The following is a 13685-nucleotide window of genomic DNA, read 5'->3' on the forward strand; positions in this document are numbered from 1 at the left end:
CTCTACTAAAACAGTATGTGTCATAGAGAGTTCATAGAACTTCCAAGTGTTACCGTGTTTTAAATCCGGCGTCTTCTTGGTTAACTGCAGTATGGAGTGCCGCGTTCAGGCCGGCAGCCAGCAGGTTGGCCATGTCTTCAATGAATACATCAACCTCTTTTGGTGTCACCATCAAGTTATGTCCAAGCGGGGCAAGAACTTCTTGGATCAGCTTTCTTTTTTCATCATCCCCGAGTACGCCCACGATTCCCATAAATGTCTTGCGCTTGTCCTCGTCCGGCATATCTTCCTCTGTTAATTTCTTTTTCTCCCCAAAAGTAAGGCCGGCAGGGGCCAATGACCGGGAAGGTTCTCCTGAATCTTTTATTTCTCTCCCAAAATGCTTCAATATAAAATCAATGGTGTCACTGGTAATCGTAACCGCATCTACAACAGTTGGAACACCAATGGAAATAACAGGAATTCCCAGTGTTTTTTGACTCAATTCCTTTCTTTTATTCCCAACTCCCGAGCCCGGATGAATGCCTGTATCGGATATTTGAATGGTTGCATTCACTCTTTCTATGGACCGGGAGGCCAATGCATCAATGGCTATGATAAAATCCGGCTTGGCCTGTCCGGATACACCGTAGATAATGTCACTGGTTTCTATCCCCGTAAGACCCATTACTCCCGGAGTAATAGAACTGACCGGCCTGTAGCCCTCCTCTACAGTGTGTCCATCCAGTTCAAACAGATGCCGGGTGACAATGATATTTTCACAAACAAGAGGACCGAGCGAGTCAGGCGTAACGTTCCAATTGCCGAGGCCGACGATCAGACAGCTCGCTTGTTTTGGAATTCCGAGCATGGATAGAAAACGGCTGAATTCAGCAGCGAATATTTCCTGAACTTTTTGCTGCAGTACACTATCCTGGCTTCGAATCCCCTGTACTTCAAGTGTTAAATAATGGCCGGATTTTTTTCCGATCTGCTGCTCTCCTTCAGGTGTGATATGTACTGAAGATATTTGGACATCATCCTGTATTCTTTCTTCTATGATGACTCCATTAATTTCTCGTTTCTGGCCTTTTTTTACTGCCTTTTGATCCACAGCGATTTCCAGTGCTTCTTTCGCCAGATCGGTTCTGATTGAATAACGGCTTACATCAAGATCCTGCTCCTTCATATGCAACGCCTCCCTTGATAGTGCCTATTTACTTTTCATCTTCTCCGATATCAGAAAGATTCATGCATCAGAATCCACCGGCTCTTTAATTTATATTGCATTCCTATGGGCTGTTTGGTAAAATACTCTTGTTCTATATTGGATCTTGTATGGGCAATGTTTATGGTTTTCAGGAGGTGAAGGGAATGCCAAACATTAAATCAGCGATTAAACGTGTAAAAACCAATGAAAATAAAAACCAGCAAAATGCAGCATTTAAATCAGCAATGCGCACAGCTGTTAAGAAATTTGAAACGGCTGTAGACCAGAATGATGAAAATGCAAAAGAACTTTTCAAAGATGCAATCAAGCAAGTGGATAAGGCTGTGACAAAAGGAATCATCCATAAAAATACAGCAAACCGCCAAAAAGCACGATTGGCCAAAAAACTCAGCAAAGTGAGTGCTTAATCAACGGATCCATGTAAAAAACGACCTCTGCAGGTCGTTTTTATTTTTGCTCCTGTAGAATTTTCACCAGCAGTAATTCAAGTGCCACTGCCCTGTCCAATCCACCGGTTTTCAGAGTCAGATCACAATCCGCGATCAAATCAATTACCCTTTTCAGTTCCTCCTCCGAGAAAAAGCGCGACTGCTCAGCAGCCAATTTAATCCGATATGGATGGACCTTTATTAGTCCAGCCGCATGCTTTTGGCTGTACCCCCTCGCAGTTAATTCCTTTACTTGATAAATCAGTCTGAATTGTCCTGCAATCAACGATAAAATTTTGATTGGTTCTTCATTTTGTTTCATCAAATCGCGAAAAATTCTAAGGGTCTCATCCATATTCCTTTTCATGATATTTTCTGTTAAAGCAAATACATTCTGTTCCAAGGAACGTGAAATTAAATGTCTGACGGTTTCCTCGGTAATTCTCCCTTTTTTACCGGCATAAAGTGAGAGTTTCATCAGTTCCTCATTTAATATCATCAGGTCCGAACCTGCCATGAACAATAAAGATTCAACTGCAGATCCATCAATGGTTACATCATTTAAACCAGCTCGATCTTGAATCCACTTTTTGAGCTGTTGCTCGTTCAGCGGCTTGGCCTCCAACATTACAGCGTGCTTTTTGAATAGCTTGGTGATTTTTTTTCTCTCATCCAGTTTGGCGTAATCAGCAATAAATACCACTACCGTGTATGGCGCCGGATTTTCCATATATTCCTCAAGTCTCTTCAGATGATGCTCCACTTTCTCCTTTTGCTTTACTGCTGTTAAAAACACTGGGTTATGTAGAATCAGCAGCTTTTTTTCACCGGTAAACGGATACGTTTCGGCATCTTCAATAGCAAGTTCCACGGGGGTTTCTTCCAGATCGTACACCGAATAATTAAATTCAGCATCTTGCTCCGTTAACACGTTTGTCATCAGTTGCTGTTTTACCTCATTGATTAAAAAGGTTTCTGTTCCGTATAATAAATATATAGGAGAGATAGCCTTTTTTTGGATTTTTTCGATCATCGTCATATGCACTCGTCTCTCTTTCGCATTTCTACATATCCATCGTAAAAAAAGAAAGAGGTTTTGACAAGAGGCAAAGGGGGCTGTGCCGCCAACAGCCACAGCTCCCTAATCTATATAAACGCTTTTAAACAAGGCCTAGGACACTTATTTAAAAGCGGGGTAACCAACTGTAAGGATAGTTTGGCCGCCAGCAAAAAAAGTATAGGTGTTAACTCTTGTCAACAGAGGTAAATGGATAGTGGATTTTTTTTTCGGCTTCATCTATACTAAAGTGGAAACAGGAGGGGTAGTTGTGAGAGAATCTGAATTCCAATTTGAACAAAATGTACAGTCCAAGCGCAACGATGCTATCGACTCCGGTATTGGATTCGTAGTATCATTTGTATTCTTCACACTCATTTTTGTGATTGGCACTGTGATTGAAGTACTTGGTAAATGATGAATAAAGAAGAAGTTTGCGTCCGCAAGCTTCTTCTTTATTTTTACAAGGAGTCATTAAAGAATATAGCGTTATCTTGCATTATCATATGGAATTACTGTATGAAAGGTTCCTTTTTTTGATGTAAACCGGTAGTGAACTCCCCCATTTTTATCCGTTCGAAAGATATGAACTTTTTCTGTTTCCAGAATGTCAATCACCTCAGGATGAGGGTGGCCGTAACGATTTGATTTTCCTGCTGATATCACAGCATATTGAGGCTGGATATATTCCACAAACATCTTGCTTGTTGATCCTCTGCTCCCATGATGAGCGACTTTTAACACGTCAATATCCAGGTGTTTATAGGCGGAGATCATTTCTATTTCTCCCGCTTCTTCAACATCCCCGGTAAACAGCCAAGTCAGCCCTCCCATGGACGCGTACAGGACAAGTGAATCATTATTTCCTTCATAATAAGTATCAAATGGAAAAACAAATTGAAAAGTGCCCGATTTATTTTTCCAATTTTCCCCTGCTTGCACTTCCTTTACCTTTATTTTTTGCTCCCATGCCACATGGAGCAGATTGGCCATCACGGGTTTCTCCCAGGAATTGGGGCTGATCCATATTTCTCCTACCCTCAATTCTTTCAAGACATCATTTGCTGCACCGATATGATCAATATCACTGTGGGTTAATATCAGTTTATCAATCCGATGAATCCCTTTGCTTTTCAAAAGAGGGATGAGCGTATCCCTGCCCACCTGATAAGGTGCCGTCCTCTCTTCCCATTCTTCCCTGGGAAAGGTAAGCTGTCCTCCTGTATCAATAAGGTATGTGCCCCGGTTATATGGAAGTTTTATCAAAATGCTGTCCCCCTGGCCCACATCAATAAAGACCACTTCTCCGTACGGGGAATATTTTAGGAAAACAGAATAAAAGAATAAAATGAAAATAAGCGGGAGGATGGCTTTAAACGGCTGTACGTTTTTTTCCCTTAATAAGAAATATAAAAATGTACCACCGCATATAAAAATCATTCCACATGCAGAAGGCTTTCCAGTTACATGTACGGCAAAAGGAACAGTGCTTGCCGCGTTTGCTATGTTTTCAGACAGGGATACCATCTGGTCCAGCAGGTACACGAGGCTATTAAAAGCGGGGATTTCAGTAAAAGACAGGATAAACAGAACGAGTGCAGCAGGAAGTAAAATGAGTGTGTAAAACGGAACATACAGCAAATTTGCTGCCAGACTTAATAGAGAAAACTCATAAAAATGATAGGCAAGGATGGGGGCGGAAGACAGCGCAGAGACGACAGAAATATGAATCATCTTCCTAAGGGCAGAACGGTGATGATCCAAGAGAAAAGACGACATCAACAATGAGAAGCTGACAGCATAGGACAATTGAAATCCAACATGATAGACAAGCATGGGATTGACCATTAAGAATGCAATGAAGCTGATAGAGATGACATCTACTGCAGACAGCGGAAGCCTCCATCTTTTTGATAATAATAACAGAGTTGTCATGATCACCGCACGGATGACCGGGGGGTTTCCTCCAGTCAAAACCGCATACATTGGCAGGAAAACAATCAGCAGCCAAAAAGCAAATTCTCTGGTTAAGCCCATTTTAATACAAAGAAAATAGACAGCACCCGCAATAATTCCCACATGCAGCCCGGAGATAGCTAACAGATGCACAATCCCAAGCCGTTGATAAGCCCGTTCCGATTCTTCTGACATGAGGGAACGGTCACCAAAGACAAGCGCTGCCGTATAGGCAGACAACCTCTCGGGGAATTTGTTTTCAATGATTTGAATTCCGGTTGCCCGCATATTTTGCAGAACAGCAGTGACAGAATTTCGGTGAGCATAACAGCTATCGGCTGCTATCCTGTCGGCTTCTAAGATCCAGTGAATATTTTTCCTTTCTAAATATAAAGCATAGTTGAACGCATGTTCGTTTCGGTTGGGCTCCGGCCGGGTCAATATCCCATCCACATGGCAAGTCATACCGGACCTAAGTTTCTGAAACAAATCATTCTTTTCGTTTTCTGCGGACATAAGATATTGCAGCAGGACCTTTTCTTTGGCTGGGGTGATGGCAACAGCCTTTATCCGGTTGCCGTCGAACTGAGGGGATTCTAAGAGGGTGACAGGTTCCTGGATTTTCCCGGAGGTTGCATATGAAGAGTGATGCCGAGCTTTTGTAAACTCGCTCAACAAAAAGAAAATAAGTACGGTTGTGCAAAAGAAGAAGAAGTAGTTTTGGTTTTTTATGTACTTGACTCTTATGATTATCAATAAAAGAAATAGGATGGTCAAGAAACCAGGCTCAAAAGCAGTGAGGATTCCTAATAATGCCGCCAGGGCCACGTACACCCACTTTCCGGACATTTTTCCCTCCTTAGAGAACGGGGGCATCCCGCCCCCTAATTATTTTGCATAAGCAAACTTCATAAAAATATCTCTGTCAAGCGGTACTTTTTCTACATGTAACCCGGCTTGCTCAAACAGTTCAATGGAGTGCGGGTGGTTTTTGTAATCATCAGCATAATAGACCGCTTTAATCCCGGCTTGGATAATTCCCTTTGTACATTGGAGACATGGAAAATGCGTGACATATATCTCAGCTCCGTCCGTCGGAACTCCAAACTTCGCACATTGAATGACGGCGTTCATCTCAGCATGAATGGTACGGACACAATGTCCGTCAATGACATAACACCCTTCGTCAATACAATGTACGCCACCTGCTATGGATCCATTGTATCCCCCCGCAATAATCCGGTTGTCCCTGACAATTGTCGCACCAACCGTCAACCTTGTACATGTACTCCGAAAGGATAATAAGTGGCTTTGGGCCATAAAGTATTGTTTCCATGATATTCTTTCCATAAGCTGCTCCCTTTTTATCTATTTTCTTTAGTTTATCGGCTTGGATCTGTTCCAGTCAATTCACAGAAATCAGCTCTTGGAGCCTCTCAAATGTTTTTTCTCCGATTCCCGAAACATTTTTGAGGTCTTCCGGTGTCTTAAATCGTCCTTGCTCCTCCCTGTAGTCCATAATGGCCTGTGCTTTTGAGGGCCCTATCCCCGGAAGAGTTTCCAGTTCAATCAGTTCTGCCTTGTTTATATTTATTTTTCCTTGATCTTGTGAAGCGGGGACAAATCCTGCAGCAGGACCACTTTCTTCCAATTCTCCTTGTTCCGGGATATAAATCACCATTTCATCATGCACTTTTTGCGCGAAATTAATTTGTTTTTCATCAGCAGTTTCTTCCAGTCCTCCAGCCTGCTGTATTACATCCAAAATGCGGTCGTCCTCATTTGCTTCATACAGTCCAGGGCTGGAAACAGCCCCTTTTACATCGACATATATAGGACCTGCTACATCTTCCAGTTCTTCTTCAGGAGCCTGTCCGGGATATCCTTCAAATATAGGAGGTTCCTGCAGTCCCCCCCTTTCACCCGGTCGGCCAATAAACAACAATCCTGCCAGGACCGTCACTGCAAGGCTGATCAAAATTGTTTTGTATTTCTCAAACCAGATCAATTTACTTGCCTCCTTTGCCTGATGAATATTTACAATTGCAAAAACATACATTGTCAGGAATAGATGTTTAAGGGGGAAACAGCATGAAGGTAGGATTTATAGGTACAGGAAATATGGGAACCATTCTTTTGGAAGCCTTAATCAGCGGCGGAGCAGTTTCTCCTTCGAATATTTTCGTAACAAACCGTACGAAGTCAAAAGCTCTCAGACTGCAGCACAAATATAGGGAAATTACTGTAACGGACGATGCTGAGGAAGTCATAGTACAGGCGGACATCGTCTTTCTTTGCATAAAGCCTATCGATATGATTGCTTTCATCAAGGAAAGAGCATCATTATTTTCAAAGAAACAATGCCTTGTTTCTATTACGAGTCCCATCCAGGTTCCTTGGATTGAACAATTGGTGGAAGCATCTTGTGCCCGGGTCATACCAAGCATTACAAACAGAGCATTGGCAGGAGTTTCGCTTTTTACTTATGGAATTCACTGTGAGGAATATTGGAAAAGGTTACTTTGGGAGATGTTTTCTAAAGTATCTGTACCGCTTGAAATTGATGAAAGGATTGTAAGGGTATCTTCAGATATTGTCAGCTGCGGCCCGGCATTTATCAGTTTTCTGACAAGATGTTTTATTGAAGCCGCTGCAGCTGAAACAAATATCGATGAGGATACAGCTGCTGTTCTAGCGGAAAATATGCTGATCGGCATGGGGGAACTGTTGAAACAAAAGCATTATACCCTTCCCGCCCTTGAAGAAAAAGTATGTGTAAAAGGAGGAATTACAGGAGAAGGGCTCGCTGTTTTACAGGAAGAAAAAGGAGAAATGTTTGAAAAACTGTTTCGTGCTACCCATAAAAAATTTGCGGATGAAGCATTTCATATTCGGGAAAAGTTTAATGTATAAGAGTATAATTCGACAAACCTATGAAAACTCCTTCTGTCTATACGAAAATTTATCCCATCTATCCGGGGCTGGAATATAGTAGAAAGGCCGAACTTTCGGTTAGTAACTTTTTCAAACTCGCAGGAGTTTTACATCAACCATTTGCCCGGCCTCTCTTTACTTTTTTCTGCAAGTAAAAAAAAGACGCCGTGATGTTTCGTCAGGAGGCTGACCGGAAAAGTCTGCTGTGACTGAGAGAATCTCAAATCCGGCTTCCATCAGCCATTCTTGATAATCCTGCAGCAGGTAAGTCCGCTGTTTGTGAAGTTCGTCCATCCTTTGATATTGCCCTGTTCTCTCATCCAAAACAAAAAACGTAATGGCATGTTCAGCTGAGCAGGGCTCCTCTCCGGGATAGGCATCCCATATATAAGCAACATTATCCTCATTCAGAGTAAAAGTCTGATGGGCAAACCCTTGGTCCATTTGATACACAGAATGAACATCAAATAACAGGAGCCCCCCAGAAACGAGATGTTCGTGAGCAGCACGAAATGTTTTTTTCACTTTTTCAGGCGTAGGTAAATAATTCAGTGAGTCACAAAAGATGGTGATGATGTCGTATTCCGGCAACCCTTCCAGTTCACTCATGTCTTGATGATATAAGGGAAGAATAAGCCCTTCGTTTTCTGCTTTTTCGGCTGCCACTGCCAGCATATCCTCTGATAGATCCACACCCGATACATGGAAGCCTTCTTTCATTAAAAGGATGGCCATTTCTCCAGTGCCGCATCCCAAATCAAGCACCCGGACTCCGGGTGCCTTCCATCGATCCTTATTCTCTTTCAAAAAGCGGACCCAGCGATCGTACGGAGCCTCCTCCATTAACTTATCATATACATAGGCCAGCTGTTCATAACTCACGGTGCCAGTTCCCTCTGTACATTCTCCATCGGTGCATCTCCCCACAGTCTTTCGAGATTATAATAGCTTCTCTCATCACGGTGGAATATATGAGCAATGACATGGCCCATATCAATCAATACCCACCTGGCCTCTTCGAAACCTTCCATCTTCTTTATATCAAGGCCCAATTTTTCTGCACTTAATTTCACTTCTCTTGAAATGGCTTGAACCTGTTTTTCCGAAGTCCCGTGACAAATGAGAAAATAATCGGAAATCAGTGAGATTCCCTGCATATTTAACACTACAATATCTTCCGCCTTTTTATCATCTGCTGCTTTTACAACTGTCTTCAATAGTGTTTTTGAGTCCAAGCTTTCATCTCCTCCTTATTTGGGTGCCATAGCATTATAAGCTTCAAATGTATCCGGGTAAACGGTAGCCGATTGACCAATCAAGTATTTGATGGTATTGCCTAGAGATTTGAACACGGCCATATCCAATTGTTGGTCTGCCAGTTGACGGACTTCATCCAGCCCGGGGAATTTTCTTCCCGGTTCAATATAGTCTGCAATATACACTATTTTTTCCAGCAAGGACATGCCTGCTCTGCCGGTCGTATGATAACGGATGGCGTTCAGGATCTCCTCATCTTTTATACCCACTTCTTCCTGTACAAGAACTGCACCTGCAGGTGCATGCCATAGCTCAGGATGAAAATCCAGCAACCGGGAATCCAATCGGTACTCGATAATTAATTCTTTCAGCTCGCTAATCGGCTGAAGTTTTGCGTAATCATGAAAAATTGCAGCCAGGACCGTTCTTTCTACATCTGCACCATACTTTACCGCTAGCTTCTCTGCAGTTTCCGCAACTCGGACTGTATGGTCGTATCTGGGTCCAGATATTTTTTCACTCAGAATCTGATAAGCCTGTTCACGTTTCATATAAGTGATGCTCCTCTATATAGCGAATCACACGTTCAGGGGTTAAATACCTGATGGAGTCTCCATTTCTAACCCGATTCCTGATCATGGACGAGGAAATTTCAATCATGGGAACTTTTACGTTCAAAATCGGATATGGGGTCTCCAATGTATAATCAGGTCTGTTTGTACCTACAAATTGAACAAGTTCAAGCAGCTTGTCAATGTTGTACCAACGAGGCAAAAACTCTACCATGTCTGCTCCAATGATAAAATAGTACTCCGCATTGGTTTCCTGCTCCCGGATAGCTTTCATTGTGTGGTAAGTATACGACGGACCTTCCCGATGCAATTCAATTGTGTCAACAGAAAATAAAGGGTGGTCTTCAATTGCTAGTCTCAACATAGCCAGCCGGTCCTGTGCAGTCGTCCCGCTCCGCTTTTCCTTATGTGGCGGCTCACGGTTAGGCATCAGCCTTACTTCATCCAACTCTAATTGATTCAAAACCTCATTGGCAATGATTAGATGTCCCATATGAGGCGGATCAAATGTCCCCCCTAAAATCCCTATTTTCCTCTTCATACAAATCAACCCTTCACGGGAAGATCAATTTGTTTATTATCCGTGGATTCCTTGTAAAGAACGATGACGCGTCCGATGATTTGTACCAATTCAGCTTGTGTTCCCTGGACGATTTCTTCAGCCACCGTTTCTTTATCATCTTCACAGTTTTGCAGGATATTCACTTTAATCAACTCTCTTGCTTCCAGTGCATCTTGGATTTGCTTGACCATATTGGCATTTACCCCGCCTTTTCCGACTTGAAAAATCGGCTGAAGATGATGGGCTTTGGCACGTAAAAATCTCTTTTGTTTTCCTGTCAGCATGATGTTCCTCCCAAGCAGTGTTGGATCGTCTCTTTCATCCGAGTCACATTTGGTTTTGTATTCGTCCATTTTTCAAAGGCCAATGCTCCCTGATATACAAGCATGGCAAGACCATTCTGAGTTGTAGCGCCATACCGAGCTGCTTCCTTAAGAAATTGAGTTTCTCCAGGGTTATAGATGATATCTGAAACGAAAGCCCCGGGGGTTAATCCTTGCAGTGAGATAGGGCTGCTATAGATATCAGGCTCCATACCGATCGAAGTTGTTTGGATAATCAATGAATACTTGCCGATGCTGGCCTCAGCCTCCTTGAGTGATAAGGCTTGAGAATCTGCTTGATACGGCTGATTTTCAATGAGATTTTTTGCTGTTTGAACCGTTCTGTTGGCAATGTCCACTTGATGAACACCTTTAGACAAAAGAGTGTAATAAATGGCTTTGGCAGCTCCGCCTGCCCCAACAATCAATGTCTTTTCTCCTGAAAGATCATCTTTCCAATCCTCTTTTAGAGATGCTACAAATCCTTCGCCATCAGTATTATAACCGACAAACAGGCCATTTTCTCTGACGACTGTATTTACAGCTCCAATCGCTTCCGCAAGCGGGTCCACTTTGTCCAACAATGGGATAATCGCTGTTTTGTGGGGTATAGTGATATTAAAGCCATTCATACCCATTACTTTCATTCCCTCAACAGCTGTCTTTAAATCTTCCCCTTTTATGTGAAAAGGATGATAATAAGCATCTATTCCGAGTTCATTCAGTTCTCTGTTATGCATGACCGGTGATAATGAATGGGAGATGGGATCGCCAATCACACCAAATAACTTTTTCAATCTACTCATCCTGTCTTCATATTTTTTCATCAAATAAGAGAAGGCCGCAACAATACGGAAACACCTTTAGGTGCATAGGCAGCTATGTTTGCACCTTTTTCCTTTACCGTAACCCAGCCCAATCCTGAAAAAACAATATCCGTTTGATCTGATTTAATGGAAAACTCATGCCTGACAAGTTCCGGGAAATCCTCCAATTCATTTTTATTTGGAGGCTGGAGCATACCGCCGGCATGCTTTTCATACAAATCATCGGCTTTTTCCAATTTCGTCCGGTGTATATCCAGGCTGTTGGACAAATAGCAGATGATAGAGCGCCTTCCGCCTTGTATATAATCTAAACGTGCAAGCCCTCCAAAAAAGAGGGTTTGTCTTTCATTTAATTGGTAGACCCTCGGCTTTATTTCTTTTTTCGGCGTGATGGTTTTCAACGCCTTTTTACTAACAACATGTGCCATTTGGTGGTGATTCATTATTCCAGGGGTATCGACAAGCTTCTTCCCATCGTCAAGCGGAATTTCAATCATATCCAACGTAGTGCCGGGGACATGTGAAGTGGTAATGACTTCCTCACGGCCCGCAGCAGTTTTAATCACTTGGTTGATAAACGTTGATTTTCCAACATTGGTACAGCCTACCACATACACATCTCTTCCTTGGCGGTATGTTTCTATCTGTCCGAGAGCTTCCTGGATGCCCAGGCCTTTTTCTGCGCTCACCAGCAAAATGTCCACTGGGGTCAGTCCCATTTCCCTGGATTGTGCTTTCATCCACTGGATCAGTTTATTTTTATTTGTTGATTTCGGAAGCAAATCCACTTTGTTCCCGATCAGGAGCACCTGATTTCTTCCCGCAAAACGTTGGATCCCCGGGATCCAGCTTCCGTTAAAATCAAAAATATCGATAATTTTTACAACGAGACTATCAGTGCTGCCGATCGCATGCAGGATATCCAGAAAGTCCTGATCTGATAATTCTACATCCTGGACTTCATTATAATGCTTTAACCTAAAACATCTTTGGCAGATGACTTCTTCTTTTTCCAATGCAGAAGGCGGCGTAAAACCGAGTTCGCCTGGCCTTTCCGTTTGAATAGAAACACCGCAGCCTATGCAATGAATGTCTTGATTCACACTTTATTCCTCCCAATGAATGAGGCCTTTGCGTTTAAGCAATGCCATAATCCTTCTCTCAACCATCCGGTTAAATCGGGTAAAAAAGCCATCAGATTGTGCGACCGGCACCACAAGGATTGTGTATAGACCTGCGCGGTTCCCGCCGAATACATCCGTTAACAACTGATCTCCTATAATGACGGTCTCTTCTCTTGACAGACGCATCTCTTTCATTGCCTGTAAAAAAGCTTTTCTGGAAGGCTTTTTTGCTCTGCATATGAATGGGATGTTCAACGGGTTGGAGAATTCGCCGACTCTCTGTTCATTATTATTTGACACAATCGTCACTTTCATGTCATGGTTCTTTAACTCTTCCAGCCATTCAATCAGCTGCGGAGTTGCCTCTGGTCTATCCCATTCAACCAGTGTATTATCCAAGTCTGTAATAATTCCTTTTACACCTTTTGCTTTTAAAGCAGCAGGATCTATGGAAAAAACACTTTTGACATACTCATCTGGTAAAAAACGTTTTAACAACATGCGCACCTCATTATTTCTACATCTCTTTTTATCATATATAAATCGTCCCTGTGTTTCAAAATTTTACAGGAACAAAAATATTAACAAAACTTTTCGACAAATTCTATCAATACCCCAAACTGTGGGTAACTTTATAAACATTACATGTCAGTATACGACTGGCATCAACAGCGTTATAAACAGATTAACCACAAGTTATCCACTAAAGGTTGTGGATAAAGGAACGCTTGTTCCACAATGGGTTCTTTGCTAAAGTAAATGTCAAATAGTAGAACCGATTATCTTAATCATATCCCTTACTGCAGAACGTGAACGATTCATGGAGGTGAAGCTGGTGAAGAAGCTTTCCGATGAACTATTAATCGAAACTTATTTCAAAGCAAAGAAACTGAATTTGTCCCAAGAATTCATCAGTTTAATGGAATCAGAAATCAGGCGGCGTTCTATTGCATGCCAGTACAAGAACGCCATATTAACACGTTCAACGTAAGTGCACCTTTTTCCAAGGTGCTTTTTTCATGATCTGATGGCTTGCCTGCTTTTATCCTGCCTTATTATACCATTTGTTCCGGCTTGCGGACATGTTTATTATAATGAAAAGTAAGTACCAGGAACGAATGATGATTCGATGAGAAATCTCGTCTGATTCATACAATAAAAAAACCGGCTGGGATAGCCGGCTTACTTGCAAGTAATTAAGTATTTGTATAAACCAGCAGAAGCAAGCTTAAAGAAACTTCCAGTGAATTCCTTACGGCTCTCTGCCTAGCCTTCTCAAACCTTTTGCAGCAGGGGAATCCGGATCAGCTTTTCCCTGTTGCTTGGAAAGATTCTCTTGAAATACGCCTCCACCCTCGTTAATCATTCGCTGGACTTCCAATTCATATTGGATGTAATCATCAAGCCTTGGCAAATAACTTGTGCCTCCTTGCTT

At 42.3% G+C, this 13685-nt stretch carries 18 protein-coding genes; 4 read left to right on the forward strand and 14 right to left on the reverse strand.

Annotated features, from left to right (window positions below):
* Positions 1 to 49: 49 nt before the first annotated feature.
* Positions 50 to 1168: a GPR endopeptidase gene (gene gpr / locus ACFSCZ_RS01700; protein ID WP_380771900.1), complete on the reverse strand. Its 1119-nt coding sequence runs from the start codon at positions 1166 to 1168 to the stop codon at positions 50 to 52.
* A gap of 185 nt (positions 1169 to 1353) precedes the next feature.
* Between gpr and rpsT the strand changes: the two genes are divergently transcribed.
* Positions 1354 to 1617, forward strand: coding sequence for a 30S ribosomal protein S20 (rpsT, locus tag ACFSCZ_RS01705; protein ID WP_380771902.1), 264 nt, complete (start codon positions 1354 to 1356; stop codon positions 1615 to 1617).
* 40 nt (positions 1618 to 1657) lie between these two features.
* Here the strand turns inward: rpsT and holA are convergent, their stop codons facing one another.
* Positions 1658 to 2677, reverse strand: coding sequence for a DNA polymerase III subunit delta (gene holA, locus ACFSCZ_RS01710; RefSeq protein ID WP_380771904.1), 1020 nt, complete (start codon positions 2675 to 2677; stop codon positions 1658 to 1660).
* A 289-nt stretch (positions 2678 to 2966) separates the two neighbouring features.
* Here holA and ACFSCZ_RS01715 point away from each other — a divergent pair, with 289 nt between their 5' ends.
* Positions 2967 to 3113 (forward strand): YqzM family protein, encoded by a 147-nt coding sequence (locus ACFSCZ_RS01715; protein ID WP_380771905.1) that lies wholly within the window; start codon positions 2967 to 2969, stop codon positions 3111 to 3113.
* Between the two features lie 71 nt (positions 3114 to 3184).
* On the opposite strand, the gene ACFSCZ_RS01720 is transcribed toward ACFSCZ_RS01715, so the two are convergent.
* The 3 genes from ACFSCZ_RS01720 to ACFSCZ_RS01730 are packed head-to-tail and all read right to left on the reverse strand — an operon-like array spanning position 3185 to position 6659.
* Entirely contained in the window at positions 3185 to 5500 is a 2316-nt protein-coding gene (locus tag ACFSCZ_RS01720; protein ID WP_380771908.1) for a DNA internalization-related competence protein ComEC/Rec2, read from the reverse strand.
* Positions 5501 to 5539: 39 nt separating this feature from the next.
* Positions 5540 to 6001 carry a ComE operon protein 2 gene (locus ACFSCZ_RS01725; RefSeq protein ID WP_380771910.1) on the reverse strand — a complete coding sequence of 154 codons (462 nt, stop codon included), beginning with the start codon at positions 5999 to 6001 and terminating at the stop codon, positions 5540 to 5542.
* Between the two features lie 55 nt (positions 6002 to 6056).
* A complete protein-coding gene (locus ACFSCZ_RS01730; protein ID WP_380771912.1) occupies positions 6057 to 6659 on the reverse strand; it encodes a helix-hairpin-helix domain-containing protein in 603 nt (200 codons plus the stop codon).
* An 83-nt stretch (positions 6660 to 6742) separates the two neighbouring features.
* On the opposite strand from ACFSCZ_RS01730, the gene comER reads away from it, so the two are divergent.
* Positions 6743 to 7564, forward strand: a complete 822-nt coding sequence (comER, locus tag ACFSCZ_RS01735) for a late competence protein ComER (protein ID WP_380771914.1) — start codon at positions 6743 to 6745, stop codon at positions 7562 to 7564.
* Positions 7565 to 7720: 156 nt separating this feature from the next.
* Here comER and ACFSCZ_RS01740 read toward each other — a convergent pair whose 3' ends face one another.
* Genes ACFSCZ_RS01740 through ACFSCZ_RS01775 form a run of 8 tightly spaced genes read right to left on the reverse strand, consistent with a single transcriptional unit; the run spans position 7721 to position 12748 of the window.
* Entirely contained in the window at positions 7721 to 8467 is a 747-nt protein-coding gene (locus ACFSCZ_RS01740; RefSeq protein WP_380771915.1) for a class I SAM-dependent DNA methyltransferase, read from the reverse strand.
* A complete protein-coding gene (gene rsfS / locus ACFSCZ_RS01745) occupies positions 8464 to 8820 on the reverse strand; it encodes a ribosome silencing factor (protein ID WP_380771917.1) in 357 nt (118 codons plus the stop codon). Before rsfS ends, ACFSCZ_RS01740 begins: the two co-directional genes overlap by 4 nt.
* 15 nt (positions 8821 to 8835) lie before the next feature.
* Positions 8836 to 9393: a bis(5'-nucleosyl)-tetraphosphatase (symmetrical) YqeK gene (gene yqeK, locus ACFSCZ_RS01750; protein ID WP_380771919.1), complete on the reverse strand. Its 558-nt coding sequence runs from the start codon at positions 9391 to 9393 to the stop codon at positions 8836 to 8838.
* On the reverse strand, positions 9383 to 9955 hold the full coding sequence (locus ACFSCZ_RS01755) for a nicotinate-nucleotide adenylyltransferase (RefSeq protein WP_380771921.1): 573 nt from the start codon (positions 9953 to 9955) through the stop codon (positions 9383 to 9385). The genes yqeK and ACFSCZ_RS01755 overlap by 11 nt, the downstream gene beginning before the upstream one ends.
* Before the next feature lie 5 nt (positions 9956 to 9960).
* Positions 9961 to 10260, reverse strand: a complete 300-nt coding sequence (gene yhbY, locus ACFSCZ_RS01760) for a ribosome assembly RNA-binding protein YhbY (protein ID WP_380771922.1) — start codon at positions 10258 to 10260, stop codon at positions 9961 to 9963.
* Positions 10254 to 11096 carry a shikimate dehydrogenase gene (gene aroE, locus ACFSCZ_RS01765; protein WP_380771924.1) on the reverse strand — a complete coding sequence of 281 codons (843 nt, stop codon included), beginning with the start codon at positions 11094 to 11096 and terminating at the stop codon, positions 10254 to 10256. The genes yhbY and aroE overlap by 7 nt, the downstream gene beginning before the upstream one ends.
* A 29-nt stretch (positions 11097 to 11125) precedes the next feature.
* Positions 11126 to 12229 (reverse strand): ribosome biogenesis GTPase YqeH, encoded by a 1104-nt coding sequence (yqeH, locus tag ACFSCZ_RS01770; RefSeq protein WP_380771926.1) that lies wholly within the window; start codon positions 12227 to 12229, stop codon positions 11126 to 11128.
* 3 nt (positions 12230 to 12232) lie between these two features.
* A complete protein-coding gene (locus tag ACFSCZ_RS01775) occupies positions 12233 to 12748 on the reverse strand; it encodes a YqeG family HAD IIIA-type phosphatase (protein WP_380772171.1) in 516 nt (171 codons plus the stop codon).
* Positions 12749 to 13085: 337 nt separating this feature from the next.
* On the opposite strand from ACFSCZ_RS01775, the gene sda reads away from it, so the two are divergent.
* The gene (gene sda / locus ACFSCZ_RS01780) at positions 13086 to 13241 is read left to right on the forward strand and encodes a sporulation histidine kinase inhibitor Sda (protein ID WP_380771928.1); all 156 of its coding nucleotides are present in this window, start codon (positions 13086 to 13088) and stop codon (positions 13239 to 13241) included.
* Between the two features lie 261 nt (positions 13242 to 13502).
* Here the strand turns inward: sda and ACFSCZ_RS01785 are convergent, their stop codons facing one another.
* Positions 13503 to 13664, reverse strand: coding sequence for a hypothetical protein (locus ACFSCZ_RS01785; protein ID WP_380771930.1), 162 nt, complete (start codon positions 13662 to 13664; stop codon positions 13503 to 13505).
* Positions 13665 to 13685 lie beyond the last annotated feature (21 nt).

The organism is Siminovitchia sediminis (assembly GCF_042680885.1).
Taxonomy (GTDB): domain Bacteria; phylum Bacillota; class Bacilli; order Bacillales; family Bacillaceae_C; genus Siminovitchia; species Siminovitchia sediminis.

Bases quoted from the DNA above. Each gene is read 5' to 3' on its own strand.
- ACFSCZ_RS01755 (WP_380771921.1), bottom strand. From the start codon at position 9,955: ATGAAGAGGAAAATAGGGATTTTAGGGGGGACATTTGATCCGCCTCAT.
- gpr (WP_380771900.1), bottom strand. From the start codon at position 1,168: ATGAAGGAGCAGGATCTTGATGTAAGCCGTTATTCAATCAGAACCGAT.
- yhbY (WP_380771922.1), bottom strand. From the start codon at position 10,260: ATGCTGACAGGAAAACAAAAGAGATTTTTACGTGCCAAAGCCCATCAT.
- ACFSCZ_RS01720 (WP_380771908.1), bottom strand. From the start codon at position 5,500: ATGTCCGGAAAGTGGGTGTACGTGGCCCTGGCGGCATTATTAGGAATC.
- holA (WP_380771904.1), bottom strand. From the start codon at position 2,677: ATGACGATGATCGAAAAAATCCAAAAAAAGGCTATCTCTCCTATATAT.
- ACFSCZ_RS01725 (WP_380771910.1), bottom strand. From the start codon at position 6,001: ATGGAAAGAATATCATGGAAACAATACTTTATGGCCCAAAGCCACTTA.
- rpsT (WP_380771902.1), top strand. From the start codon at position 1,354: ATGCCAAACATTAAATCAGCGATTAAACGTGTAAAAACCAATGAAAAT.
- yqeK (WP_380771919.1), bottom strand. From the start codon at position 9,393: ATGAAACGTGAACAGGCTTATCAGATTCTGAGTGAAAAAATATCTGGA.
- comER (WP_380771914.1), top strand. From the start codon at position 6,743: ATGAAGGTAGGATTTATAGGTACAGGAAATATGGGAACCATTCTTTTG.